The 24,037-nt window shown below is 47.9% G+C and carries 24 protein-coding genes; 7 read left to right on the top strand and 17 right to left on the bottom strand.

Features of this window, described 5'->3' with window-relative positions:
- Positions 1-11: 11 nt before the first annotated feature.
- The 7 genes from NOM90_RS05765 to corA form a co-directional block, all read right to left on the bottom strand.
- The gene (locus tag NOM90_RS05765; protein WP_255940636.1) at positions 12-1,253 is read right to left on the bottom strand and encodes an AGE family epimerase/isomerase; all 1,242 of its coding nucleotides are present in this window, start codon (positions 1,251-1,253) and stop codon (positions 12-14) included.
- A gap of 159 nt (positions 1,254-1,412) precedes the next feature.
- On the bottom strand, positions 1,413-2,468 hold the full coding sequence (locus NOM90_RS05760; RefSeq protein ID WP_255940635.1) for a LacI family DNA-binding transcriptional regulator: 1,056 nt from the start codon (positions 2,466-2,468) through the stop codon (positions 1,413-1,415).
- Positions 2,469-2,705: 237 nt separating this feature from the next.
- Positions 2,706-4,517 (bottom strand): 23S rRNA (uracil(1939)-C(5))-methyltransferase RlmD, encoded by a 1,812-nt coding sequence (rlmD, locus tag NOM90_RS05755; RefSeq protein ID WP_255940634.1) that lies wholly within the window; start codon positions 4,515-4,517, stop codon positions 2,706-2,708.
- A gap of 248 nt (positions 4,518-4,765) precedes the next feature.
- On the bottom strand, positions 4,766-5,647 hold the full coding sequence (locus NOM90_RS05750; protein ID WP_255940633.1) for a diacylglycerol kinase: 882 nt from the start codon (positions 5,645-5,647) through the stop codon (positions 4,766-4,768).
- 93 nt (positions 5,648-5,740) lie between these two features.
- Entirely contained in the window at positions 5,741-6,526 is a 786-nt protein-coding gene (locus NOM90_RS05745) for a sirohydrochlorin chelatase (RefSeq protein ID WP_255940632.1), read from the bottom strand.
- Positions 6,527-6,531: 5 nt separating this feature from the next.
- Entirely contained in the window at positions 6,532-6,822 is a 291-nt protein-coding gene (locus NOM90_RS05740) for a YerC/YecD family TrpR-related protein (protein WP_255940631.1), read from the bottom strand.
- A 233-nt stretch (positions 6,823-7,055) separates the two neighbouring features.
- A complete protein-coding gene (corA, locus tag NOM90_RS05735; RefSeq protein WP_255940630.1) occupies positions 7,056-8,012 on the bottom strand; it encodes a magnesium/cobalt transporter CorA in 957 nt (318 codons plus the stop codon).
- 145 nt (positions 8,013-8,157) lie between these two features.
- Between corA and NOM90_RS05730 the strand changes: the two genes are divergently transcribed.
- Positions 8,158-9,210, top strand: a complete 1,053-nt coding sequence (locus NOM90_RS05730; protein ID WP_255940629.1) for a LacI family DNA-binding transcriptional regulator — start codon at positions 8,158-8,160, stop codon at positions 9,208-9,210.
- Between the two features lie 260 nt (positions 9,211-9,470).
- Here the strand turns inward: NOM90_RS05730 and NOM90_RS05725 are convergent, their stop codons facing one another.
- The 4 genes from NOM90_RS05725 to NOM90_RS05710 all read right to left on the bottom strand — a co-directional run bounded on the left by NOM90_RS05725 (position 9,471) and on the right by NOM90_RS05710 (position 13,416).
- A complete protein-coding gene (locus NOM90_RS05725; protein WP_255940628.1) occupies positions 9,471-10,403 on the bottom strand; it encodes a hypothetical protein in 933 nt (310 codons plus the stop codon).
- Positions 10,404-10,516: 113 nt separating this feature from the next.
- Positions 10,517-11,506 (bottom strand): inorganic phosphate transporter, encoded by a 990-nt coding sequence (locus NOM90_RS05720; protein WP_255940627.1) that lies wholly within the window; start codon positions 11,504-11,506, stop codon positions 10,517-10,519.
- A 186-nt stretch (positions 11,507-11,692) separates the two neighbouring features.
- Positions 11,693-12,307 carry a DUF47 domain-containing protein gene (locus NOM90_RS05715; RefSeq protein ID WP_255940626.1) on the bottom strand — a complete coding sequence of 205 codons (615 nt, stop codon included), beginning with the start codon at positions 12,305-12,307 and terminating at the stop codon, positions 11,693-11,695.
- A gap of 293 nt (positions 12,308-12,600) precedes the next feature.
- Positions 12,601-13,416 (bottom strand): alpha/beta hydrolase, encoded by an 816-nt coding sequence (locus NOM90_RS05710; protein ID WP_255940625.1) that lies wholly within the window; start codon positions 13,414-13,416, stop codon positions 12,601-12,603.
- Positions 13,417-13,615: 199 nt separating this feature from the next.
- On the opposite strand from NOM90_RS05710, the gene NOM90_RS05705 reads away from it, so the two are divergent.
- The 5 genes from NOM90_RS05705 (at position 13,616) to NOM90_RS05685 (ending at position 16,059) form a co-directional block, all read left to right on the top strand.
- Positions 13,616-14,263 (top strand): YukJ family protein, encoded by a 648-nt coding sequence (locus tag NOM90_RS05705; protein WP_255940624.1) that lies wholly within the window; start codon positions 13,616-13,618, stop codon positions 14,261-14,263.
- Positions 14,264-14,300: 37 nt separating this feature from the next.
- Entirely contained in the window at positions 14,301-14,942 is a 642-nt protein-coding gene (locus tag NOM90_RS05700) for a DUF1129 family protein (RefSeq protein WP_255940623.1), read from the top strand.
- Positions 14,943-14,956: 14 nt separating this feature from the next.
- Positions 14,957-15,385, top strand: coding sequence for an L-fucose mutarotase (gene fucU, locus NOM90_RS05695; protein ID WP_255940622.1), 429 nt, complete (start codon positions 14,957-14,959; stop codon positions 15,383-15,385).
- A 191-nt stretch (positions 15,386-15,576) separates the two neighbouring features.
- The gene (relB, locus tag NOM90_RS05690) at positions 15,577-15,789 is read left to right on the top strand and encodes a type II toxin-antitoxin system RelB family antitoxin (protein ID WP_255940621.1); all 213 of its coding nucleotides are present in this window, start codon (positions 15,577-15,579) and stop codon (positions 15,787-15,789) included.
- Positions 15,790-15,795: 6 nt separating this feature from the next.
- The gene (locus NOM90_RS05685; RefSeq protein ID WP_255940620.1) at positions 15,796-16,059 is read left to right on the top strand and encodes a type II toxin-antitoxin system RelE family toxin; all 264 of its coding nucleotides are present in this window, start codon (positions 15,796-15,798) and stop codon (positions 16,057-16,059) included.
- A gap of 43 nt (positions 16,060-16,102) precedes the next feature.
- On the opposite strand, the gene NOM90_RS05680 is transcribed toward NOM90_RS05685, so the two are convergent.
- The 6 genes from NOM90_RS05680 to NOM90_RS05655 all read right to left on the bottom strand — a co-directional run bounded on the left by NOM90_RS05680 (position 16,103) and on the right by NOM90_RS05655 (position 21,514).
- Complete coding sequence (locus NOM90_RS05680) at positions 16,103-16,753, bottom strand: histidine phosphatase family protein (protein WP_255940619.1); 651 nt, start codon at positions 16,751-16,753, stop codon at positions 16,103-16,105.
- 16 nt (positions 16,754-16,769) lie between these two features.
- Positions 16,770-17,060 carry a putative quinol monooxygenase gene (locus tag NOM90_RS05675; RefSeq protein ID WP_255940618.1) on the bottom strand — a complete coding sequence of 97 codons (291 nt, stop codon included), beginning with the start codon at positions 17,058-17,060 and terminating at the stop codon, positions 16,770-16,772.
- A gap of 116 nt (positions 17,061-17,176) precedes the next feature.
- A complete protein-coding gene (locus tag NOM90_RS05670) occupies positions 17,177-17,923 on the bottom strand; it encodes a (2Fe-2S)-binding protein (RefSeq protein WP_255940617.1) in 747 nt (248 codons plus the stop codon).
- Positions 17,924-18,895 (bottom strand): ABC transporter substrate-binding protein, encoded by a 972-nt coding sequence (locus tag NOM90_RS05665; RefSeq protein ID WP_255940616.1) that lies wholly within the window; start codon positions 18,893-18,895, stop codon positions 17,924-17,926. It abuts the gene before it with no gap.
- 114 nt (positions 18,896-19,009) lie between these two features.
- Entirely contained in the window at positions 19,010-20,614 is a 1,605-nt protein-coding gene (locus tag NOM90_RS05660) for a helix-turn-helix domain-containing protein (protein WP_255940615.1), read from the bottom strand.
- Between the two features lie 12 nt (positions 20,615-20,626).
- Positions 20,627-21,514, bottom strand: coding sequence for a hypothetical protein (locus tag NOM90_RS05655; protein WP_255940614.1), 888 nt, complete (start codon positions 21,512-21,514; stop codon positions 20,627-20,629).
- Between the two features lie 347 nt (positions 21,515-21,861).
- On the opposite strand from NOM90_RS05655, the gene ppk1 reads away from it, so the two are divergent.
- Complete coding sequence (gene ppk1, locus NOM90_RS05650) at positions 21,862-23,973, top strand: polyphosphate kinase 1 (RefSeq protein WP_255940613.1); 2,112 nt, start codon at positions 21,862-21,864, stop codon at positions 23,971-23,973.
- Positions 23,974-24,037 lie beyond the last annotated feature (64 nt).

Below are 24,037 nucleotides of genomic sequence, written 5' to 3'. Positions count from 1 at the left end.
CATACCGTGTATTAAAATTGCGATCCATTATGTTCGACCTCTACTTTCATTCGCTCTAGTAGTTCAAAACAAGCTCGCCCGTTGTGGTACGGACATTTCCATTCGCTCACCTTCGGCTCCGGATAAGGAATACCGGTCTCGCTAACTTTCCAAAACCATTCGCCATGCTCCCGGTCTAGCATATGGTTTTCGATAAAGTTCCAACTTTTTTCGGCGGCTGCGTAATACTTCTGATCGCCTGTAATCTGCCAAGCATTGATAAATCCGACCGCCGCTTCCGCTTGAGGCCACCAATCTTTGTCCCGGTCGATCAGCCCCGTCGCATCTGCTTCATTCCACAAGCCGCCGTCTTGATCTATGCCTTCCGCAAGCACAGCATCTGCCATAGCCAGCGTAATCGGTCTGATTTTTTCCAAAACCTCGGCATCGCCAAGCACTTCGGCAGCTTCGTACAACAACCAACTGCCTTCAATATCGTGACCGTACGAAATCTTGTCCGACTTCACGGCCCAATATTCATCGAAAAAGAGTAAAAAATGCCCGGTATCATGATCTACGATCCGCTCGGCAGTCAGTACGATCAAATTCTGTAAACGTTGGCGTAAAATATCGGACTTCCAGACGCGGTAGGCATTCGTATACGCTTCCAAAATATGCAGATGCGTATTCATCGATTTCTTTTCATTGAGATCGTGACTGCCTAGACGCAAATCTTGCTCGGCTTCCCATTCACGAGTGAACGCTTCGTAATACCCGTTGTTCAGCGGATCGTAGCTCAGCTCAACAAACGTAAAAATCTGTTGAAGTCTCGGCAGCAACTTTTGGTTGCCAGTCGCGAGTATATATTCAGCCAAAGCATAAAGAACAAAAGCTTGTCCGTACGTCTGCTTCTTGGTATGCACAGGTTCTCCAAGATGATTCAGCATCCAATAGTAGCCGCCGTATTCTTGATCCGAAAATTGTTGTTCAAGTACCTGCCATGCTCGCTCCGCAAGCGTTATCCATTTGGGATTCCGATCAAATCTATAGGCTCTGGAAAATGTCCATAATAGACGCGCATTGAGCACAAGCCCTTTTGCGGCATTGGGAACCACTTCTGAATACTCATCTAATGCTCCATAAAATCCGCCATGTTCATGATCTACCGTTTTTTCGCTCCAATAAGCAAGAATACGTTCTAATTCCGATTGCACGTTCTCGATAAACGGCTTATTTGAAATAATTAGCCCTCCTTCTCTTTCATCTACGTTCATTTGATATCGCTTACAGAAAAATACTACCATGTTGATTTTTTTAATTCAATTGTTTTTATAAACTTTTTAATTAATTTAATTAAATTTTTAAACTTAAAATTAATTTTGTATACAAAAAAGACCTTCTCAAGTTAAACGTTCAACTCAAGAAGGTCTTTTTCACTCGGATATAGCGCCAATCGGCTCAATCTTTTTCACGGAAGAACGTTCAATAAACCGGGTAGCTAGCAAGACTTGCTCGGTCACGGATTCCGGATTTTTGATCCGCTCCAGCACCGAACGAACGGCTCTCGAACCCATATCTTCTTTCGGCACTTCTACCGTAGACAGTTTAGGGATCATGTATTCAGATAAAGATAAGTTATCGAAGCCAACAATCGAGAAGTCGTCCGGGCAACGGAAACCCCATTCGGTCAAAAACCGCAAAGATTCGATTGCCAACATATCATTCGCGCAAAAGAACGCCGTTACTTTCTTTTCCGATATAGATGCACGCAGTTTTTCTTCAAACTCCGAAGTGATATAGTTGCCTTTGCCACTCACGCCGACGCCGCGCACGTACGTGATCTGGATGTTATAAGCATCGTCATGATCTTTGATCGCTTCGGCAAAGCCTCTTTCCCGTTCTCTGAAACTCCACGCCGTCTCGACATCGCCGACAAAAGCAAGATTTTGATGCCCTTGTTCGATCAACTGCTGAACTGCGCTGTACGCACCTAAATAATTGTTTGCCAAAATATGATCGTGTTCGACGTTCTGGATATTGGAGTCTACGAGTACGAAAGGCAGCCCTTTTTTCTCAAGCACGATCATGTACGATTCCGGAATATGCCCTAACAACAGCGCTCCGTCCACTTTGGCTTCGGTGATACTAGAAGGGAGCTCGCCCTTATTCTCGACCGATACATTGACGCTGGATAGCAGCATACTAAAATCGTGAGTCGACAACTCTTTATCGATTCCCCGAATAATCTTGCCCCAATATTCGATATCTTCCAAATAAGCTTCCGGCATCAGCACCGCGATATTGCCTGTCTTCGCATATAAAGAAGATTTGCGTAATTTATCAAATCGATATCCCATATCTTGCGCCGTTTTCCAAATCGCTTCGCGCGTATTATTGTTCACGGCAGGATCATTGGCAAGTGCCTTGGAAACGAGGGCTTTCGATACACCTACGTGCTCAGCAATCATTTGCAAGGTAATCTTTTTCAAGTCTTCTTCTCCTTACAGTGTATTTTTCTCAAGCATAAACCTTAACTTGGTTTTTCTCAACGTTTTCGGCGGAAAGTCGGGATTATAATTAAAAAGTTTATTTTTGAAAAGATAATGAATAAATGAGTTTTTAAATGATATGTAAAAATTCAACGAATATCATGCAGTTAGAGAAGATCATGAAATAAAAAAGAGACGGAAGTAACCTCCGTCTCAAACTCATTGATCTATTTGTCATTAATCTTGCCGCTCAAGCAACGCCACAGCCTCCACATGCACCGTCTGCGGGAACATATCGACCGGCTGCACTTTCACCGTTTTAAACCCGCCATCTTCCAACACCCGCAAATCCCGCGCCAATGTCGCAGGATTACACGACACATACACGACACGCTCCGGTTTCATCTCCAGAATCGTTTCCAAAAGTCTCGGATCGCAGCCTTTGCGCGGCGGATCGACGACGATCACGTCTGGCGTGATGCCTTGCTCTTTCCAACGCGGGATCACGTCTTCGGAAGCGCCGACTTCGAATTCGGCGTTCTCAATACCGTTCAGCTTCGCATTTTTGCGCGCGTCTTCGATCGCTTCTTTGACGATCTCGACGCCGTATACGCGCTTCGCTTTTTGCGCGAGGAACAGCGAGATCGTGCCGATGCCGCAGTACGCATCGATCACCGTTTCATTGCCGGTCAGCCCGGCATACTCCAACGTTTTGCCATACAAGACTTCCGTCTGCACCGGGTTCACCTGATAGAACGAACGCGCGGAGATCGCGAATTTCACGTCTCCGATATAGTCGTGAATGACTTCGTCGCCCCATAGCACGCGCGTGACGTCGCCGAAGATCACATTCGTCTGACGCGTGTTCACGTTCTGACAGATGCTTTTCACGCCCGGAACGCGGCGCTGAATTTCTTCGATCCATTTGTCCGCGTGCGGCAATTGATCGCCGTTCGTCACCAGCACGACCATTTTTTCTCCGGTCGCGAAAGCCACTTTCACCACGACATGCCGCAGCAATCCGCTGCCGCTTTCTTCGTCGTACGCGCTGATGCCCAGCTCGCGACCGATTGCCTTCACCGCCTCGACCATCTCGTCATTGTCGGCATGCTGAATGATGCACGTCTCCATATCGACGATGCGGTGACTGCCGCGCGCGTAGAACCCGCCGATCAAGCGGCTATTTTCTTGACCCATCGGAACTTGCGCTTTGTTCCGATAACGCCACGGCTCGCTCATGCCCAGCGTCGCCGGCACGACAATGCCTTCCGCTGCTGCGCCGCTTGCTGGCGGCTGCGCATCTTGCGCCGCAGCGGGCTTTTGCGCTTCTTCGCCGCGTTCAAATCCCGCTGCACCGGATACTGCTCCGGCATTCTCATCGCCTTCGCCGCCGCCGAACGCCACTGCCGCTTCTTCCGGCGTTCCGCCTGTCGCGGTCGTATCCGCGTATTCCATGCTTTCGCTACGCGCATGTTCCGCTTCGCCCGGTCCCGCTGCATGGGCTCCGGCTTCCGCAGTAGCCGAAGATGCTTGAGTTCCCAAAGCCCCATTTGCGGCAGACCCGGAACCCGCACCAACTGCTTGTACATTCAGCTTCCCGATCCGCTGCAAGCTATCTACAACCTGCTGCCGCTTCCACTCTAGCTGCGCGGCATAATCCATATGCTGAATCTGGCAACCGCCGCAGCGGTCGTAGATTTCGCACGGCGCTTCGACACGCGAAGAGCTGGATTGGATCAACGTCTGAAGCTTCGCATACCCGTACTGCTTTTTGGTTTTTAACACTTTAGCCGAAATCTGCTCACCCGGTAATGCGCCCGGCACGAACAACGTATACCCGTCCGCTCGACCCACGCCTTCGCCGTCGTGATTCATCCCGATAATATCCAACGTCACTTCATCGTTTTTCGCAACGGGAAGCCCCGTAATCTCAGCGGCTTGCGGTCTTGAAGACGAAGTTCCTCGTCCGCGCGATCCTCCGCGTCCTCTATTCGAAGAAGCGCCCGAAGACGACTTGCGCTTACCCCCGTACCCTCGATTGTCTGCCATATCTATACTCACTTCTTTCACTTATAATCATCTATGCCCTTCTATCGATCACCTATGTTCATCCAAATGTTGCCCGGTTTACAACCTTATCTTTTTCCAAGCACGCAAAAAAGAAGGAGGTTCGCGACTTCTCGGCTTATCGAAGCCGATCTACACGATCCATCCTTCCGTATTGTAACACGTTTTTTCCGGCGGTAGCATCTATTTCCTGAGCGCTTTCTACCGAAAAACCACGCAACATCTATCTTTTAAGTAAATACCCGCAAATGCTGCGGCAGCACTTCGAATACGCCCGGCAGACGACCGCCAAGCTCACCGTCCAAATTCAACAGAACATTATTCGGTGAAGTCACTTCAAGCCGCTTCGTACGGAAATACATCACTTTCGGATCATTGAAATGATCGCCGCGCTGCGCCATCGAGACGACGCGGATCAGTTCGGCAAGATTGCACTTTTTGAGCGCAATGACATCCAGCAAGCCATCGTCGATCTTGGCATCCGGCATCAGACGCTCGAACCCGCCGACCGAATTGGTATTCCCGATCAGGAAGATCATAAACTCGCCTTCGATCGGTTCTTGACCTTCCGCGTCGATCTTAAGCTGCATCGGCGTCAGATTGACCATCTTTTCGATCCCTTTGAAATAATACGCAAGCTGCCCGATCATCGTTTTGAGACGACTTGGCACTTCGTACGTCAGCTCGGTCAACGAGCCGCCGCCTGCGATATTAATAAAGTAGCGATCGTTGGCGCGTCCTAGATCGATTGGACGCGACTCGCCGCGCAGTACAAGATCGCAGTAGTCTTCCCATTGACGGGAAATCCCTAGCGCTCGCGACAGATCGTTCGTTGTACCGACCGGGAAAATGCCGAGTTCCGGGCGATGTTCCTGATCCGCTAGCCCGTTCACTACTTCGTAGATCGTCCCGTCGCCGCCTGCCGCGATCACAATATCATAACCGCGCTGCGCCGCGTCAATCGCCGCGAGTGTCGCGTCGCCTTCGCCGGTCGTCGCATGCACCGTTGTCTCGATTCCGCCTTGATCAAGGCGCTGCAAAATATCCGGCAGTCTTCGCCGCATCTCTTCGCGTCCGGACGTCGGATTATAGATCAACCTCGCTCTTCTCATCGATCAAACTCCACCTGTTCTTTATAAGTTCTTGCCGCTCATACACTTTGAAGCGAAGACCCACGGATGGGATCTTCGCTTCTGCATAGGCGGTTATCCTTTTTTCGATTCTTGCTCTGCACGTGCCTGTGACAACAGATCTTCGACCTGACGTTCGATCCAGACCGGCAGCAGGGGGTGAGGCAGCAACGCTTCGCCTGTATACCCATACGTTAGCCCTTCCAATTTCCGAGGAATCACCGTTTGCAAAAAGTACCCGGTACTCAGGAAAAGAGGCGCAATCAATACGCGGCGACCTTTTTCGATCCATTCCTGCGCTTTGCTTCGCACATTGTCCGGATTCAGCAGCGCATAATCGCAGACCAAGCCGCTAGTTTCGCCAACCCGTTTCACAAGAGCCTCGGCTCCTGCTTCCCAGCGTTGACGGAAACCGTCGTGAATACTGCCGTGACCGACAAGTAAAATCACTTCACGTTCGGGATCAACCGAAGCAGGCTCGATTTTGTCCCAGACCATTCTCGCTACGTCAGAATCGTCGCCCATTGGACGCCCGACGTGCATACGAGCCGAGATCGCAAAAGGCTCTAAATCCGTTTCTTTGTCTGGAGCGTCTTTGAAGCCTAGCGCATACTGAATTTCGTCGATATGCGTACTGCCTTCCGACACGAACAGCATCACGGCAAGAATATCCGTCACGCCTTCGGATTCCAGTGCATCGATTCCATGCTGGATCGACGCATGTTCTACATTTCCGAGAAACGATACCGCAACCGGCATATGTTCCTTCATTCGAACTTCGCCGGCTGCTTCCTCAACCGCCTGCACCCATTCCGGCTGCGGCGAACCGTGGCTAATAATCAGCGCGCCTGCTTTGTTCATGGCGCTTAACGTCCCAGACGTTCAAGCGTCATTTTGTAGCCGTCGTTGCCGTAGTTCAGGCAACGTTTGACGCGTGAGATGGTCGCCGTACTTGCGCCGGTTTCCGCTTCGATCTGGTTGTACGTGCTGCCTTTGCCCAGCATACGCGCCACTTCCAGACGTTGCGATAACGACTGTATTTCGTTAACGGTGCATAGATCGTCGAAAAAGACATAGCACTCTTCCAAGTTTTTCAGCGTCAAGATCGCTTCGAATAGTTGATCGACACTTTTATCATTTAATTTTTTCAATTGCACGGAAAGATCATCCCCTAGTATTTACTGGTCTATAGACTCTAAGCGACGGACGAACGGGGATTTGTGTTTCTCCATAACGTTACGAGAATCATCAGATCTGCCCGGGTACGCGTTTATTTTCACTTCTTTCTCATTGTAGCGATACAAGTTACGTTTTTCAAGCGTTAACGGTTTCACGCGATGCAGACCCAACGAATTACAGTGTCGTTCAGTCGTGTACAACTGCTTCCTTTTTATTTAAACCAACCTCTGCGCCAAAACCATCCGATCATTGCCCCGCCCAAAAACACCATCAACCCCAATATAATGAAGTAACCGTATTTCCAGTGAAGTTCCGGCATATTCTCGAAATTCATTCCGTAGATCCCTGCGATCAGCGTGAGCGGCATAAAGACGGTCGTAATGACGGTCAGCGTCTTCATGATTCCGTTCATGCGATTGGAGTTCAGCGAAATATAACTATCACGCAGGTCGGCGGTCATTTCACGATTGGATTCAAGCATCTCCGACAACTTCAACAAATGATCGTATACATCGGTAAAATAGACCCGGTATTCGTTGGCATCGTCCACATGATGAGAGTTGATGATCCGGTATAGCAGATCGCGCATCGGCACCACCGTATGATGTAATCGAAGCAGACGCGATCTCAAATCAAACACTTGCGCAAGTAACTTTTCGACCGATTCGCTGCGTCCTTTTTCCTCCAGATCCGCAAGCTCGTCTTCAATCCCAAATACGCACGGGAAATATTCATCAACTAATGCGTCCATGAGTAGATAAGCGGCAGTGACTGGCGATGTTTTTTTGTGGGCATCTTGAGAGCGAGACACAATCCGGTCCCAAGCTTCGTCGACTTCTTTCATCTGTTTAAAATGGAACGTCACGAAAAAGCTTTGCCCGATAAAAAGATCGACTTCCCCGGCTTCTTTGCCGCCTTTTTCGAGCGCGTGCGTAATCAAAAACACATATTTTTCATGCGGGTCCATCTTCGGACGCTGCACATCATTTAAGCAATCTTCGATCTCTAAAGGGTGAAAATGAAAATACGTATCGAGCAGCTCGGTTTCTTTCGCGTTCGGCGCGGTAAAATCTGCCCAAAACCAACGAAAATCCGCCGGGTCTAACTTCGTCAGCGGAATATCCAAAACGACTTGATGATCATGCGTTACCGCCAAAGTCCGAATCACGGACGACGCCTCCTTTTGACTCTATCCAGCACCTTCTTATCGTAATCTTTCGAACACAACCTTGCAATCTTCGCTTGCTTCTATAGACGACAAAAAAGCGATTTTGTTATACTTTTGTTATCTAACGAAGCGGAGGACGGCATTCATGGTAAAAAAAGTGACGATGCAGCATATTGCCGACCAACTCGGCGTGTCCAAATTCGTCGTCTCCAAAGCCCTTTCCGGCAAAAGCGGCGTCAGCGAACTCACCCGCGAGAAAGTCATTCAAGCCGCTTCGCAGCTCGGTTACTTCACCCAACCTAGACGATATGGAGAACATCGCAAGTCAGCCGATTCCGAACAGGATAACAGACAATCAGTGCTCGTCTTGATGCCGAATGTCCGGTTTCAAACGGCGGGTTCTTTGTACTGGGGCAAAATTTTAAACGGTGTGACCGAAACGCTCGAAGAACTGGGGCTTGGCGTCGTCATTATCTCGGAACAACGAACCGATGCGGTCACACGTATTTTGAATCCTGACGGTTTTCTTGGATTGATCGGGATCGGACAGATATCGACAGCTATGCTGCTGGAAGTTCATCAGACCGGTCTGCCGATGGTACTGATCGATCACGAAGACCCACTGATTCCAGCCGATACGGTCTTTGCAGGGAATGTCGATGCGAGCGCCCGACTCACGGCTCATTTAATCGGTAACGGTCATCGCGACCTATACTTTTTGGGCAACAGTCTATATTCCCGCAGTTTCCGCGATCGCTGGATCGGGTATCGCCTGGCGATGGAAGAACACAATCTACCCGTGCAAAATGCCCATGATCCGATGAGTCATTTAGAAGGCGTAGACGGCGCGATCTACGAACCGGATTTACGGATATGGCTAGAAAAAAAGCACAAGCAAGGCAAACTCCCGACCGCTCTGGTCTGCGCCAATGACGATGTAGCGCTCGTTGCGTTGCGTAATCTGCAACCGCTTGGCGTGAAAGTTCCCGAGGACGTCTCGTTAGTCGGCTTCGACCATATTTTCGAAACAGGCGGCGGCACGTCACCGGAACTCACGACCGTCCATGTTCCCAAAGAAGCCCTAGGTCGCCGCGCGACACTCAAACTCGTCGAACGTTCTCAAGACCGCAAAGCGCCGATAGAAAAAATCTTGATGGCGTCTGAACTTGTGATGCGAGACTCGGTCGCTGAGCGATAAATAAAAAAGCTATCCCCAACTATTTGGGGACAGCCAACATATTTAAAATTCCAAACGTAGCTAGAAGCGAGATGACGGAGAGAGAAATTCAGTGAAGGAACGATAGTGTTCGCCTTTGAAATCGGGAAGAACCAAATAAAAATTCAATCTCTTTTCCCGATTTTAACAAGCGACCGAAACGAATTTCTCTCGCAGTCATCTCGCTTCCTCCGCTAAAAAAGCTGTCCCCAAAAAATATCGGAAACAGCTTTTTTTTAATTTTATTTCGAAGCAGCTGGATCAGCTTTGATCGTAGTGAGCGAAGTCAAAGCCGGCGTTGCGAAGTTTTCGGAAGCTTCACCTTCCGGTGCGTGTAGGCGGAAGACATAGCCGTTCTCGCCTTCCGGCTCCCATATCGCGTATTCGTGCATCCCTTTTTCATCCGATACTTGAAGCACCAGAGTGGCTCTGGACATCGGGCCTTCTGCCAATTGATCGCCTGCATATTCTCGAACTTCGCCATACTCTTTCAGTTCGTTCGTCAATTTTGCACGCCATTCATCCAGATCGAAATCCGCAGGTAATTTCTCAATATCCGCTTCGTATTCCGGGTAAGCCGTCAAAAATAGTTTGTTCTCCGCTGCATCAAAGCTATACGCATCAAACACATATAACGAGTAGCCGTCTCCTTGCTCAAGCGTTGCTGTACGCTTATCCAGCGTGCCTTCAGTCATCAATTCAAAAGTCTCGGTCGCCGGACGCTCCGAAGTCGCCCCCTCTTCCGACCCTTCTCCTCCAGATGCAGAACTGGAGCTGCCTCCCGGCGTAATCGTTTGAATTTGCAATACAGGAACGTCGCTACCTTCTACTTTTTGCTGCACATATTCGATCGTGACGGCATCGCCTTCTTTTAAATCTTGAAGCTGAGACGCCGTATCTTCTGAAATTTGGAAGGAAGTCGGCATTCCGTCAACCTCGACTTCAATCGTATGAGGATCGGCTTGTCCATTGTACGTCCCCATGGCTTGGATCACTTGGTCTTCCTCTTCTGTTTGATCGTCTGGCGTCGTATCCGTTTCGGCTGTCGGTGGCGTCACCGTCTCGGTATCCGTTTCTTGAGGAACCGGTGTATTGCTTTGTCCTTGTCCGCAGGCTGTGAGAGCAATCGTCAACAACAATGCAGCGCTTAATGTCATCATTTTCTTCTTGTTCATTTTCAACACCTCCAATCTATTAGACGAAGAAGGGTCGATTGATGTTACACTTTTTCAAATTCGATCAAAAAAAGCCCACCGAATGATCCGGCAGACTTGGAATTTAGTGAAGTTTAAAAAAGTAATTTGAAGATCAGACCGGACATAACGGCAACGACCGGAATCGTAATAAACCAAGCGACGATAATACGTCCCGCCATGCCCCATTTCACTTCGCGGAAACGTTTTGCTGCACCTACGCCGAGAATCGAAGAAGTTGCTGCGTGCGTCGTACTGATTGGCAAATGCAGCATAGTAGCCGAGAAAATAACCGAAGCCGAAGCGACGTCAGCCGCAAAACCGTTCATAGGCTCGATTTTGAAAATTTTCGTTCCGAGCGTTTTGATAATTTTCCAGCCGCCTACCGACGTACCGAGCGCAATTGCGGTAGCCGCAGCGAGTTTGACCCAAAGAGGAGGCTCAAGCGAGCTCCATTCTCCGGCAGAGATCAACGCAAACGTCATAATCCCCATCGCTTTTTGCGCGTCGTTCGTACCGTGGGCAAACGATTGAAGGGCCGCCGTGAAAATCTGCATCAAACGGAAACCTTTGTTGACCGTGTGCGGGCTGCGTCGTCCGAGTGTCCATTTAAGAACCATCATGATGACATAACCAGCCGCGAACGCGATCAATGGAGAGAAGATTAACGCTTCGATAATTTTGATAAATCCGCTCCAGTTAACGCTGTCCGAACCCGCTCCGACGAATACCGCGCCCGCAAGCGCACCGATCATCGCGTGCGAAGACGAAGACGGAATGCCGAACCACCAAGTCGCCAAGTTCCAGATGATCGCCGCGATCAACGTCGCAATTACGATCTCGATCCCGTTGTCGAGCTTGGTGGGGTCGGCGATACTGCCGCCAATCGTTTTTGCCACGCCGGTAAACGTAATCGCGCCGATAAAGTTCATGACCGCAGCCAGCAAAATCGCGGTTCGGGGTTTCAGCGCCCGAGTCGATACAGACATCGCAATCGCGTTCGCCGTATCGTGAAATCCGTTAATAAAGTCAAATGCGAGCGCCAAAAAAACGACAACCGCAAGGATGATAAAAGTGGTTTCCATAGTGTGTTGACCGCATCAAGAAAGACGGCTCCGCTGCATACACCAACTGTGTAGTTCCCGTGCCGTTTTATCTATTTACGAAATTGCTGCTGCCGATTGTCAGGCAAAACGCCTGCTTTTTATAGAAGCATAATTCCGGAAAAAAGCGGTCCTGACCTCCTTTAGCCCTAAAATGGCAGGCTCCGCTTAGGAGTTGCTCATAATGATAGTTTCCAGAATATCGGCAACGTCTTCGCAGTTGTCGGTCGTCGTCTCAAGACGCTCGTAGATTTCTTTACGCTTAATCAGTTCAATCGGATCGGTTACTGTCGCAAACAATTCTTTAATCGATACACGCAGCAAATCGTCGCCTTGGTTTTCCAAATCGTTCAAACGAATCGTATATTCGCGAATCGCGAGCAATTTTTTTTGCGACAACAAATGAATCGCTTTTTGAATTTCGTAAGCCGACTCACGCAGGATTTCTCCGAACTGAATCATATATTTGTCTGGCTGACCGAGATTGTACATGTAAAAGCGCGAAGCCGAAGCTTCCAAGCCGTCCAATACATCGTCAAGCGTCGTTGCCAGTTTCAAGATGTCGTCACGCTCAAGCGGCGTAATAAACGTCTTGTTGAGTTCGGTAATGATCGTATGCGTAAATCCGTCACACTGGGATTCATAATCTTTCATATCTTTAACAAAGACATCTACATCTTTTAGATCCGCTACATGCTTCGAAAAGTAATCTGCAGCTTTGACGATTGTATCCGCCATATCTTCGAGTGTTTGAAAGAAAATATCCTTCTTTTTTGCACGCATTTTAAAACCCCTTTTCAAATGTTCAAAACCAAAAATGGGCAAGGCTTTGAAGTCGCTTCTGCGACCTCCATCATTTTATCACAACGATGTAAGGGTTGAAAGAAAACTTATGCCGATTTTCATAATGTTTTTACACAAAAATCGACTCTTTTTAACAAAATGCGCATTGAAGCGGCTTTTCAGCCTTTTTTTCGTGATTTTGATCGTTGGCTTGCTCTCATTTTGTTTACATTTGGCATACAAAAAGCCGGAAGCGATACCGCTCCCGGCTTCTATCTTCTTTCATTCATTTGTTAGATCGTCCAGTGCTGCCAGTCGATTTCATTTTTGTGCCGATCCTGTAGCCAGCGCTTTGTAATATCAAGTAATTGGCGTCGGTGCGGGCCGGATGAATACGTATGGTTTGCCTGAAATATAATCTCTTTGTCACAGCGCGAATCTTCTCTCGTCCAGAACAGTTTTTGATACAAAAACGCATAATCGACCGGGATCACATCATCGGATGTGCCGTGTACGACCAAGACGTCGCCGTAAAATTTACTCGCTTCTTGAAAAGGCTGAAAAGCGCCCAAAGATTCGAAAAATCCCGGTGTGAAGGAATAGCCCAAGTAATCCGCGCTGCCCGTGCGTACGGATTCGTCATATCGCTCACGTCCGGTAATTTTCACAATATCGTTAAAAGGATAGCCGACTGCCGACCACAAAGCCAGACTTTTGATCCGTCGATCCCGCACAGCGGTAAGCAGCGCAACTGCGCCGCCCAGACTATGCCCGATTAACGTCACGCGGCTCGGGTCGATATCGGCGCAAGTCAACGCATAATCCAGCACCGTCCGAGTCTGGCGAATCATCGATTCGATGCCTTCTTCTCCGTACACCCCGTCGCTCTCGCCGCAACCGGCATAGTCGAACCGGACGACCAATTGCCCTTCGTCAGCCAACTCGCGCGCCGTCGTAACGAATAACCGATCAACGCCTATTCGGCTACCGACAAACCCGTGGCAAATGATCGTCAACGGAAGACGTCCTTCGCAAGTATCCGATGTCGGATAATGAAGAGTAGCCGCAAGTTCGTGTTGGTCGTGACGAATCAAAATCTGACGTTCCATAGCAGCAGCCTCCTGTCTATTTTTAATCCCTAGTTAAATAGTATGAATTACTCTTATCTTACGTGTACAAGCTTTTTTTGTCAATTCAGAGCTTCGTGATTTCAGGTTGAAAAAGAGGTGGAATCCATGTTGCCTTGTAGACCGACTTTGTAGATTACGCTATGCTAGAGACAGTCAATATGCTCGGGAGGGAACCTTATTGAATCGCCATCGTTACGGAGTGCTGAAAGCCCATGCGGTTCGCTATATCCACGGGTTTGGTCAGCAGCCTCATTTTCATATCCATCTGCAAGACGACCGGGATCTGAATTATCGGGCTTCGATTAATATTCAGTCCAAATCGTACCCGTCTGAGCTGCTATACAGCATTAACCCTTGTGATCCGCATGAAGCCGAAGCGTTAAAGCAACTTCCCAGCGGACTGACTTCGATTGAGCGAAACTTGCCGCTACATGGGCTAGATTTTGTTCGTAGGCCGCTTTGCGCCAAGAACGATATGATCCCGATGCCTGCAAGCCTTCCCGGACCCGATAACGATTTGAATGAAAAAATTGTGGCGTTGATCGATCAAGCGATATCTGCCAATGCTGAGCTGTATGTGTTTGGAGATAGCTGGGGACCGGAGAATGAAACGAAAGATTATTATTTTGGCTTTCTACCCGGACGCGGCTTGCACAATATTCATATGAATCAAGGCAACCATGAAGCTTGGCAACGGGACAACGGAACGTTTCGCGACGGCGGAATTTTGATCCATTTTGCCGAAGAAGATCGATGGGTCGGTCTGTTTCTAGCTTTTCAGTCTCAATCGTGGACAACCGACGAGCTGGGACAAGCTGCCGATTAAATAGAGTCACGTAACTAATTGAAGGAGGATTTTGAGTTTGAGTATTCGAAAAAAAATCCGTGAGATCAATACGATCCGCGATCAGTTAAGTCAAAAAAACGGCAATTATTTAGATGAAGTGATCGTGCATATCCGTTCTAGCCGGGTACAAGAAGATAGCGGCGAAACGTGGCTACTCGAACGTGCCCAGCAACTATTAGCCGCTCAGCAAAAAGGAAAAACGGCGTCCAAGCTGTTTGGCGATGATCCGATCGCTTTTGCCGATCGTGCTCTGACCGAATTGCCGCAGCGCAAAGACTCGCCGAAAATTCGTCCTTATGTGCTGGCTCCGTGGGTCGCGTTAAGTTGGACTTTTTTGATCCTCGGCTTGCTCGCTATTTTCGACAAAGACACCGAAAAAATGAGCACCGGCGTTTTGCTACTTATTGTAATCGGCGCAATTGCTTTAGTCGAAGTGTTACTGCGCCTTACCCGCCGTGATCCCGAAGAAGGCGTACCGGCTCCGCCAAGATTTAATATACGCAATATCGGCGCTTCATTGGCTGTACTTGCCGGAATCACGATTATTGGATTGTTGCTTCTGCGCATATTGCCGATCGTGACTATTCCATATTGGGTAAGCTTGATTCTCGCTGCGATTGGATTTATTGGGCAAGTCGTTTTGTTACGAAGAAGATAAAAGGAGATGTTCACATGCTGAAAAAAATCCCGAAAATTCTTTCCCCAGATCTGGTACAAGCGTTGATGAAAATGGGTCATGGCGACGAAATCGTTTTGGCAGATGCCAACTTCCCTGGTCATTCGCTGCATGATAACGTTATCCGTTATGACGGATTCGGCATTCCGCCTTTGCTGGACGCGATTTTGGAACTGCTTCCTCTTGATCCGTATGCGGAACATCAAGCGGCACTGATGAGCGTCGTTCCGGGCGATCCGGTCGTGCCGACGGTATGGGATACATACCGCGATATCGTGGCGAAACACGATGATACCGCCAAACTGGCTTTCGAAGAACGTTTTGCTTTTTACGAACGTGCGAAAAACGCCTACTTGGTCGTCATGACCGGAGAAGAGGCGCTGTATGGCAATATTATTTTGAAAAAAGGCGTGATCAAAACGTAGGCAAGACATTTACGATAGCAAATTAAGTGCTAACATTCGAAAATCATAAAATTTAAAAAAGAGATTATTGAACCTGTAAGATTGGAGGCTCAATAATCTCTTTTTAAGTTGTTTTAATCTCATGAATATGAATTTACAACTTCACAACATTGTAATACAATGTATTACAAAGAAACAAAGGAGGCTTATCTATGGTTACTATTTCTCTTAGAGTAGATGATCGCGACAATAAGTTGATTCGAGATTACGCGAAACTCAAAAACACATCGGTATCCGATTTAATGCGAAATGCGATTATCGAAAAAATCGAGGATGAAATTGATTTGGAAACCTTCGATCGGGCAATCGCTGATACAAAAAAGACTTATTCTCTTGATGAAGTTAAAAAAGAATTGGGATTGTAGGACAATATGTATACCGTTCGATTTTCAGACTTGGCATTGAAAAAATTAAAGAAGATGGATCGCTTTCAGGCATCCCTGTTAGTGGGTTGGATTGAAAAAAACTTAATGAACTGTAGCGATCCAAGAGCACAAGGAAAAGCTCTCGTCGCCAATCATAAGGGAAAATGGCGCTACCGAGTAGGCGACTACCGAATATTGGCGTTAATTGAAGATGAAGAGATTGTCATTACGGTTATCGATGTTGGACACCGTAAAGATATTTATGAATAAAGAAGCAAAGACGCCAGTATTCTACTGGCGTCTTTGCTGTCTATTACTGATTAAAACTAACCATCGCATATTCACGATCCAAGTGCTGGATAACCGTCACGCTCGCGTTACGAATATCGACGGACAAGTCGACTTCTTTGCATAGTTGGCTGACCGTATTTCGAATCGTATTGCCGTGTGTCACGATCAAAATATTCGCTTCGTCTTCGTACTCAAGTCCAACGACTTCTTCTAAACCCGCTTGAATCCGATCCCATTGTTGATCGAAGCTTTCCGCATGACCGTAAGGATCGGCTTTATGGATAAAATCGGCGACTTCTTTCACCGTATGTTTTTGACGTAATTCGTGGAAACTCGATACGTCTGCCGCTTCGGCGACTTTTTCTAAAGCGACTTGCGAATATTCGCCTTCCAAACCTCCGAAAAACGTTTCCCGGAATTCTTTTCTGCGATTGATCGTCGGTACAGAATGATTATTTTCTTTTAAAATAATTTCGGCAGTCTCCAGCGTACGTCCCGAATCACTCGTATAGACATGAGCAAATACGGTATCGGCAAGTTTTTTCCCTGTCTCGACGGCTACCAACTTGCCTTCTTCCGTAAGCGGGCTGTCTGACCACCCTTGCATTCTTTTATACCGATTCAAATACGTCTCGCCGTGCCGAATCAAATACAAATTCACTTTTTTACCCAAGATATAGCCCCCTATTTTATAAATCTGCTGCGCTAAATTTTTCGGCTTTCAGTGGCATTGCAAAAAAGTCGTTCGCGACTTTAAAAAATCCGGTGAAATGCGAAGAAGCATTATGACGTTCGACTGCTGCTTCATCCGCCCAGACTTCAATCATCGTAAAACGATCGGTGCTCGCGACGTCTTGCGTGAGCGTATAACGCAGGCACCCGTCTTCGGCTTGCGAAGCGACAACAAGGGATTGAATCGTTTGCAAAAAGGCTTCTCTTTTTTCCGGCTTGATCTGCATATCCGCGTGAATCACAATCATCGAACATCCTCCTTCACTCGTCCGGCAGAGTCTAATCCGCACCGGTCTGTATGACTAGCTTAACACATTTATAGCGTAACAATCACGAAGCACTCTAGCAAAAAACCAAGCAGAAGCTATACGCTTCTACTTGGTTTTGGACAAGTTTCGCAATACCCATGATCGTCCGTTCGATAAGCTTGGCAACAATACGGTCGCATCAATAGCGGACGCTCGTTAGGGTAATGCTGAATCAGACGGAATTTTGCAGCAAATCCTACTGCGGCTTTGGATTGATTCAGAGCAAATCGCTCAGCGGCAATCTTGGATTGGCGTCCCTGCGGACGAAACTCCGGGTTTGCCGCTTCCCATTGAAGCCAAGCATACAGCGTATGAACCTGATGTAAGATCAGAGAACGTAACACTTTGACGGGAACGCCGCTCGTGTCTGCAACTGCCTGCACGATCAGTTCCATATGCACGGTAACATTTTGAACATACGCCGAAAATTTCAAATCCGTATGCTCTAGATTCTTAGGATGACGCCGAACTTCATAAGCCATGACCCCACTGCGTTCAAGCCGGATTCGAATATCTTTCGGATTCGTAGATAACGGAATGTCATACAAGGTATATGTAGCAAACATACCAGCGATCAGCACCGAATAACGCTTTGCGAACATCGTACTCGCGACTTCTAAAGATACGCCGCCAAGCTGCTCTGCTTGTTTATTCAATACATGGCGAAGCACACTCGGTTCAAGCAGATCGCTTGTGGCATAAGGGAAAAGCTCTGAATCTTTTTCGCTAATCGAAGATACATACCGGATCGCAAATTGTTGCATCAGCAACTCTTGAAATTCATACTGCTGCTCTGGCTTCATCTACTCGACCAGCTTCCGCACGTCTTCAAGGATTTGCGTGCGACCGATTACGCCCCAGCCTTTGAACAACCAGAACGAATCGGTCTGATACACTTGTTTTTGCTGAACTGCCGGTACTTTGCTCCATAGCGAACTTTGTTCTGCGGCTTGCAAAAAATCGGCTCCGTTCGGATCGACTTCCAAAATAAGCTGGTTCGCATCCAGATCCGCAACCCCTTCTAGCGACAAATCTTCCCGTTGCTCTTTCGGCGTAATAGAGGAAGGCTCGAAGCCTAAGTCGTGATATAACAATGCATTCGTCGGATGTCCGTTTTGCGGATAGATCTGGAATAGCTTTTGACGTACGCGGATATACGCGAGTTTGCGATGCTCGGACTTTTCGACTAACGTTTTAACCGCTTCTGTTTCTTTTTTCAACTCGTCGATTTTCGTTTGTGCCAATTCCGTCTTATCGTACATTTCCGCGATTTTCAGCAGATCTTCTGTCCAAAAATCCGGATTTTCGTCATACTCTTCCCACTCGTTGCCAAGTACGATTGTCGGTGCAATCTTGCTCAGTTGGTCATACATACTTTCAGCCGTGCGACTTTCTATCAAAATCACATCGGGATTTAATTGCACGATCGCTTCCAAATTTGGGGCTTCTGCCGAACCGACCGTTGCCACGCCTTGAAGCTGATCCGCCAAATAAGGCAGATAATCTGCGCCGTAACGCTCTTCGTTATTCACACCGACTGGCTTTTCTCCGATGGTCAGGAGATGATCGATATAAGCGGCTGACAAAGCCACCACACGTTGCGGCTTCATCGGAATTTTGGAATCACCTTTTAAATGGGTAATGGTGCGTGTTGCAGATTCTTCTGAATTGGCTGCCGGAACTTGCGTGGCGGATGTTGCTCCGCAAGCCGCAAGGATCATCATTACAGCAAGCAGACCTACGCAAGTCCATGCCCACTTCAAACTTTTATTCATATTCAAACTCCCCTTCGGTAAATGATAATAATTATCACTATCTTAGAGAAGAAAAGGGCGAAGCTCCATAGACGTTATCACTGATTTTACGTGGACAAATTCACTCTACCGCATTTAACTGCGCAACATCATCCAGTCAAAAATTTTGTTCATGGCTTGAAGTCGCCCGGAAGGCCCCAACGTTTCGAGCAACAAATCTGCCGCATCGTAGACCCTATCATTTTGTACGGCTTGCAGCGAACGCCACTGGGGTGAATCCGCGATCGCGTTCATTCGTCCAGCAGCTTCGGGTGTCGGCTCGACTGCGACAAATAAATAATCCGCATCGAATTCGGACAATTGCTCCTGGCTTATCGTGACTGCCCATTCCCCAGAAGGAAAATTAGAAGGCAGTTCCAAGCCCAGATCTTCGTATAACAAAGCTCCGGTCTGATTGATTTTCCCGTAGACTCGGCAAAATGTCGCTCCTACGCGAATATAACAAGCGGTTCGTTGTCCTAGATGCTTCGCAAGTCGTTGACGCAGCAGTATTCCGGTCTCCGTATACCTATTGATCCAATGCTCCGCGGCTTCTTTTCGATCCAAAATCTCTGCAATCTTCCTGAGTTGACGCGGCAAATCTTGCGTATACGGAATCGTGACCGTCGGTGCAATCTGCTCCAAGCGCTCGTCTGCTTCTAATTGGCTGCTCGTTAAAATCAGATCGGGTTCAGTTCGCCGAAGCGCTGCATAACTTAAGTCTCGACCATCTAGCCAGACGGTATCTGATTTCGTATTCCTGCTATGCACTTGTTGGATCGGTTCTCGATAGGAAGACACAGCGGCGACCGGAGAAATGCCCAAAGTTTGCAGATAATCGTCAAGCCCATAGTAGACCACGGCAATTCGCCGCTCGGGGGACTGCATATAAAAAGCCGGCGCAACACCTTCTGCTTTTTTGAACGCTCGGCTAAAATAATGTTCGTCCCGATAACCGACACTACGCGCTACCGTCTTGATTTTATCTGTAGAAAAAAGAAGCTGGCGTGCTTTTTTCATCCGAAGATTCAGCACATATTGGGTAGGCGTAAGCCCTGTCTCTGATTTGAATAGTCGAATAAAATGGTTCACGCTAATCCCGACTAACGCCGCCATCTCCGAAACGCTTAACTCCCGTGCATAATGCGCAGCGATATAGTCCAACACGGCTTCTATACCGGAAGTCTTGTCGATCGAAAAAGGCAACGGTCTGTTAGGCTCCGCGATCATTGACGACTTGTTCATCAAAGCGATCATCCAGCGATGCAGTGCTTGCTGATTCTCTAATCGACTTCGTGACGATGTCGCATTTTCAGTACCTATTACGATTTCCGGGAATAGATTCAGCTCTGTATCTTCTGGATCTAATGGTCTTGATGAAGGCAATTTCGCTTCGACGGCTAACCACTGCCTTCCAAAACGTTTCATTTGCCGACAGGCAAGCAGCAGCAGCGAACAACGAAATCCTTCTTCCCACTGGCAACCGTATTCAGTTCCCGGCGCAATCCAAAATTGATCGCCTGCTTCGATTCGGTGCAATCGTCCGTTGATCGATAAAGTAGCCTGCCCTTTTTCCACAAGCAGCACCCCACCGCGATCACGCACTCGCGGCTTTAACGTCCCTTCTCGATCCCATGCTCCATAACATAACCGGATAGACGGAAAAATCAGCCGATCCGGTCGTCGAATTTTATCGTTCATTTCTTCACCGCCTTACGCAAAAAACGTATAGGTGCGTGTCCATGTGCGGCTTTCTCCCGCTTCCAACTCCAGATCGATAAACACTTCCGGCGCAATCACATGCCCAGAGCCCCACACTGCAAACTTCGAGACGTCAAAGTCTCCGCTTTCTCGCATACCTGCTCCGCTCGGCGTATGTAGCAGCTCCCAGTACGGAGCTTCTCCACCTTCGAAGCCTTCGTACAGCGCGTAATACTCGCCGCCTGCATCTTCATTCCACGTCAATTGGTCAGGCGATGATTCCAGTTTCTTTTCTACGCCGCCGTCGCCGATCATCTTCAATTTGGGTGCATAAGGAAGTTTCAGTACATAATCTGCTCCTACCGCATGTTGATTAACGGCAACGAAATTATGGACATATTCATTGGTAGAGATTTTTTTCTGACCTTCATTTTCAAGGCGGTATGTCATATGTATAGAGCGACCTTCTACCATAATATGCTTCACCAAAGTTGCCGCGTATCCGTTATGTTCCGGCGTGTTCACGGTAAATGTAATCTCGCTGTGTCCGACTTCGGTCTGAACCTCATAAGCTTGCAAAGGATACGTTCCTGCAAAGTTATAGCCTTCTTCTTGAATCTTCGTTAACGCGCCGATCCCTAGTTTGACAAAAGTATCGCCGATCGCGGCTTCCTGATACCCAACAGGCTTGTCGATTCCGAATTCGCCAGATAATCCTTCGCCGCCTGTGCCTTGCCCTTCGATCAGACTTTCCGGTACGCAAAAGGAAATGCCCGGTTGGTTCAATACCACTTGCGTAATCCATCCTGTTCGGTCAAAACGCATTCCTGTGCAACTTTCAGGTCTGCGAATCGTAACGGTAAGTTCCTCGCCTTTAAGGATGTATGTGCTGTTTTCCATTTCTACTAAACTCCTTTTTATAAGCAAATCAATTTTACTATTATTTAGTATTAACTTGGTTATGTTTATCATAGCGTGGCTTCATACAAAAGTGATCTATTTTTCAAAAAATACAGCTCTATGTTTTACAACCTATCCATCTTTGTTTATTTTTGAGTAGGAGGGTTTTCTCGAACAGAACATTGAATAGTGTCACTGGAAGTAAAATGGAATATACTGAATTTTACATTCATTTAACAATTCGAGGGTATACTAAAAAAGAGTCTGACAAATACCTATCATTACAACTTGTACAAATTACGTTTGTGCCGAGTCTCATTGCGCGAACCATTTAATTTGGAGGAATTATGGATAACCATACCGCTCAGAGGGGATCGTCCCCGTATTACATCAATCGTGATCTCAGTTGGATCGAATTCAATTATCGTGTACTTGAAGAAGCTCAGCATCCAGATACTCCACTGCTTGAAAGAGCCAAGTTTCTCGGAATCGTTTCTCGGAATCTCGATGAATTTATGAGTGTTCGAGTCGCGGGTATTCGTAATCAACTTAAAGCGGGTATCGTCAAAAAAGATTTCTCCGGCTATACGCCGCAAATTTTGTATAAACGCTTGTCCAAACGTATCGAAAAAATGGTAACGGCGGAATACCGGACATACCGCGATTTGATCCGTTTGCTTGCCAAAGAACATATCGTACTGAGCCATTACGAAGATCTGACCGCAACTCAGCAAAAGTCTGCCGATGATTATTTCCACGATGTCATCTTCCCGATTTTGACGCCGATGGCGGTCGATCTCAGTCGTCCGTTCCCGCTGGTTCATAGTCAAAACGTTTATTTGGCGGCACTTCTGGAAAAAGAAGAAGCGACATCCGATCTCACGGACGAAGAACGTTATTATTTCGCCATCGTGCAAGTTCCGTCGATCTTGCCGCGCCTCATTCCGGTCGCAAGTCGCAGCCATAGCAAAAAACAAGTGTATGTCTTGATTGACGAACTGATCTGCAATCATATCCAGACCTTGTTTAGCGGTTATAAGCCGGTAGCGGTTCATGCGTTCCGCTTGTCGCGCGATGCGGATCTGGAGATCAACGAAGAAGAAGCCGAAGATTTGCTCGAAGAAATTGAGAGCAAGCTCCGCAAGCGTCGCCGCGGCGCACCGGTTCGTCTTGAAGTGGAAAAAGGCTTCCATCCGTACGCGTTGCAGCTCTTATTAGAAGAATTCGAAATCGACGATTCCGTATATGAAATCGATGGTCCGATTGATCTTGGATTTATGACGTCTTTTGCCGGGTCGATCAAAAATCGTGATTCGCTACGTTATCCAGCCGCTTTGTCGATCTATCCGCCGGAATTTGCAGACGGCGAAGATACCGACTTTTTCGCGACGCTCAAAGAACGCGATGTGCTGCTGCATCATCCGTTCGAATCGTTTGACGCGGTTAGCGATTTTGTCGAGCAAGCCGCCGAAGATCCACATGTTATGGCGATCAAAATGACGCTCTACCGCGTCAGTAACAAATCGCCGATTATTCGTTCACTTGCCGCAGCCGCAGAAGCGGGAAAACAAGTGACGGTCGTCGTCGAACTGAAAGCCCGCTTCGACGAAGAACGTAATATTACGTGGGCACGGGAGCTTGAAAAAGCAGGTTGCCACGTTGTCTATGGGCTAGTCGGTCTGAAAACCCATGCCAAAGCGATTCTCGTCGTGCGCCGCGAAGAAGACGGGCTACGTCGTTACGTGCATGTAGGCACAGGCAACTACAACGATTCGACGGCGAAGCTGTATACGGACGTGGGCTTGATGACGTCCAATAGCTCGATCGGCGAAGATGCTTCCGAATTGTTCAATCATATTACGGGTTATTCGCGTCACCCGGATTGGCAAGAAATTTCGGTCGCACCGGATACGATGATGGGCACATTCGTGACCAATATTCGACGCGAAGCGGAACATGCCAAAGAAGGACGTCCAGCGCATATCATCGCTAAATTCAATTCGCTATCCAATCAGCAAATCATTGATGAACTGTACGAAGCTTCAAAAGCAGGTGTCAAAATCGATCTGATCGTACGCGGCGTATGCTGCTTGCGCCCAGGCGTAGCCGGCTTGAGCGAAAATATCACGGTACGCAGTATTGTCGATCGTTACTTGGAACACTCGCGCATTTTCTACTTCGAAAATGGCGGCGGCGATGATTCGGAAATTTTCCTCGCCAGCGCCGATTGGATGACGCGCAATCTGACGCGCCGGGTGGAGCTGATGTGCCCGATTCGCGATGCGGGATGCAAAGATTCGTTACTCAATATTGTGAAGCTGTATCTCAAAGACAATGTCAAAGCTCGTATTTTGACGTCTAGCGGCAGCTACGAACCATTCAAAAACGGCGAAAAACATTTCCGCAGCCAATTCCGCGCCGAAGATATTCGGACATGGAAAGCGCCGTTTTTTGAGTAAAATCTTCTTACTTTGTAATGGATAAACTTCGATAATCCAAAAAGCCGGATACTCGTCTTGGACG

It is taken from the genome of Saccharibacillus sp. JS10 (assembly GCF_024436065.1).
In the GTDB taxonomy this organism is placed as follows: Bacteria; Bacillota; Bacilli; order Paenibacillales; family Paenibacillaceae; genus Saccharibacillus.
This window is presented reverse-complemented; position numbering and strand designations above follow the sequence as displayed.

Excerpts from the sequence above, each read along its gene's own strand:
- NOM90_RS05765 (WP_255940636.1), bottom strand. The coding sequence starts at position 1,253 with ATGAACGTAGATGAAAGAGAAGGAGGGCTAATTATTTCAAATAAGCCG.
- NOM90_RS05655 (WP_255940614.1), bottom strand. The coding sequence starts at position 21,514 with ATGGAAAACAGCACATACATCCTTAAAGGCGAGGAACTTACCGTTACG.
- relB (WP_255940621.1), top strand. The coding sequence starts at position 15,577 with ATGGTTACTATTTCTCTTAGAGTAGATGATCGCGACAATAAGTTGATT.
- ppk1 (WP_255940613.1), top strand. The coding sequence starts at position 21,862 with ATGGATAACCATACCGCTCAGAGGGGATCGTCCCCGTATTACATCAAT.
- NOM90_RS05730 (WP_255940629.1), top strand. The coding sequence starts at position 8,158 with ATGGTAAAAAAAGTGACGATGCAGCATATTGCCGACCAACTCGGCGTG.
- NOM90_RS05750 (WP_255940633.1), bottom strand. The coding sequence starts at position 5,647 with ATGAGAAGAGCGAGGTTGATCTATAATCCGACGTCCGGACGCGAAGAG.
- fucU (WP_255940622.1), top strand. The coding sequence starts at position 14,957 with ATGCTGAAAAAAATCCCGAAAATTCTTTCCCCAGATCTGGTACAAGCG.
- NOM90_RS05665 (WP_255940616.1), bottom strand. The coding sequence starts at position 18,895 with ATGAATAAAAGTTTGAAGTGGGCATGGACTTGCGTAGGTCTGCTTGCT.
- NOM90_RS05685 (WP_255940620.1), top strand. The coding sequence starts at position 15,796 with ATGTATACCGTTCGATTTTCAGACTTGGCATTGAAAAAATTAAAGAAG.
- NOM90_RS05675 (WP_255940618.1), bottom strand. The coding sequence starts at position 17,060 with ATGATTGTGATTCACGCGGATATGCAGATCAAGCCGGAAAAAAGAGAA.
- rlmD (WP_255940634.1), bottom strand. The coding sequence starts at position 4,517 with ATGGCAGACAATCGAGGGTACGGGGGTAAGCGCAAGTCGTCTTCGGGC.
- NOM90_RS05710 (WP_255940625.1), bottom strand. The coding sequence starts at position 13,416 with ATGGAACGTCAGATTTTGATTCGTCACGACCAACACGAACTTGCGGCT.
- NOM90_RS05670 (WP_255940617.1), bottom strand. The coding sequence starts at position 17,923 with ATGAAGCCAGAGCAGCAGTATGAATTTCAAGAGTTGCTGATGCAACAA.
- NOM90_RS05745 (WP_255940632.1), bottom strand. The coding sequence starts at position 6,526 with ATGAACAAAGCAGGCGCGCTGATTATTAGCCACGGTTCGCCGCAGCCG.
- NOM90_RS05720 (WP_255940627.1), bottom strand. The coding sequence starts at position 11,506 with ATGGAAACCACTTTTATCATCCTTGCGGTTGTCGTTTTTTTGGCGCTC.
- NOM90_RS05660 (WP_255940615.1), bottom strand. The coding sequence starts at position 20,614 with ATGAACGATAAAATTCGACGACCGGATCGGCTGATTTTTCCGTCTATC.
- NOM90_RS05725 (WP_255940628.1), bottom strand. The coding sequence starts at position 10,403 with ATGAACAAGAAGAAAATGATGACATTAAGCGCTGCATTGTTGTTGACG.
- NOM90_RS05715 (WP_255940626.1), bottom strand. The coding sequence starts at position 12,307 with ATGCGTGCAAAAAAGAAGGATATTTTCTTTCAAACACTCGAAGATATG.